Raw genomic sequence first — 1569 nt, 5'->3', positions numbered from 1 at the left:
GGCTCTACGGATTTGAGCGTGGTGCGGGTGCCTTGACGCCGTAATCTTGCGGGCGGGTTTCGGGGCTTCCGGCGTGCCGTGTCCCGGATAGACGTCAGGGCCTTCTTGAATGGTTATCGACCAAGAAAACCGCAAGAAAGCCCTGACAGTGAACCATTCTAGCTCTGCCTGCGTGCTGCCCGCAGCCCCGAGGAAACCCAAGGAACCACTGCGCCCGGATGCCACCTCGGATCCGATGGCCGGCTCCTGCGGGACCGGGCCGTGGTGCAACCTCGCCGACGCCTTCCTGGGTCTGGAAGGACTGCACGTGATTGAGGTGGACCGCAGGGACCCTGCCCGGCTCCTCGTGGTGGTCGAAACCCCCGAACGCACCGCCTGGTGCCGCGGATGCGGCGCCCAGGCCAGATCCCACGCCCGGCGCAACGTGCCCATCCACGACATCCCGGCCCATGGCTCCCCTGTGGTCCTGCGCTGGAGGAAGCGGGTGTTCCGATGCCACGAAAAACCATGCCGCACGGTCACCTTCACCGAGGAACACCACCGCATCGGGCCGCGGGAGAAACTCACCGTGCGGGCCTGCCACTGGGCGCACGAGCAGCTGAAAAAACAGGACATAGCGGTCTCGGCGATTGCCCGGCAACTCGGCGTCGATTGGCACACGATCTGGGACAACATCAAGCCACTGGCCGAGCTGGAACTGGCCGACCCCAAGCGCCTGGAGGGCGTCACCACATTGGGAGTCGACGAACACATCTGGAAGCACACCGGCTTCCACAGCGGCCGTGTCCTGACCGGGTTCGTCGACCACACCAGGGACGCGAAGGGAAGAATCCGGGCCCGGCTGCTGGACCTGGTGCCGGGGCGCAGCGGCAGGGCCTATTCCGACTGGCTCAAGGCCCAGCCCGAGGGCTTCAGGCCCGGGATCAAGGTCGCGACGCTTGACCCGTTCCGCGGCTACGCCAACGCCATCGACGAGCAACTTCCCGACGCCGTCACGGTCCTGGACGCGTTCCACGTCGTCAAGCTCGGATCCACCATGGTCGATGAGATCCGGTGCCGCGTCCAGAAGGAAGCCACCGGCAAACGTGGAGTGAAGGATGACCCTCTCTACCGCTCCCGCCGGCTCCTGCTCCAGGGGGCGGAACACCTCAAAAAGAAGCAACGCGACCTGCTCACCGAACTGCTCGAGGCCGGCGACAAGGACGGCGAGGTCACCATCGCCTGGAACGCCTACCAGGAACTGCGGCTGATCTACTACGTCCCGCACACCGACGGCCCCAAGCACCTCCAGGACCTGCTGAACAAATACGCTGATTGCCCGATTCCGGAGATCAAGCGGCTCTGCAAAACCCTGAAGAAATGGCAGAAGGAAATCATCGCCTACTTCGCCACCAAGGGCGCCTCCAACGGACCCACCGAGGCAATCAACGGCGTCATTGAAACCACCCGGAGGATCGCCCGCGGATTCCGCAACTTCGAGAACTACCGCATCCGTTCACTGCTCTCCGCCGGCGGCCACCGACACTACCGGACTTAGGACAACCTCACCACGCCAGAATCCGTAGAGCC

Annotated in this window: 1 protein-coding gene; it reads left to right on the top strand. The window is 64.4% G+C overall.

The annotated features are described in order from the left end of the window. The first annotated feature begins 148 nt into the window (after positions 1-148). Complete coding sequence (locus DQ353_RS21010; RefSeq protein WP_286166956.1) at positions 149-1537, top strand: ISL3 family transposase; 1389 nt, start codon at positions 149-151, stop codon at positions 1535-1537. Positions 1538-1569 lie beyond the last annotated feature (32 nt).

Origin of the sequence: Arthrobacter sp. AQ5-05, assembly GCF_003287975.1 — a bacterium.
Taxonomy (GTDB): domain Bacteria; phylum Actinomycetota; class Actinomycetes; order Actinomycetales; family Micrococcaceae; genus Paeniglutamicibacter.
This window is presented reverse-complemented; position numbering and strand designations above follow the sequence as displayed.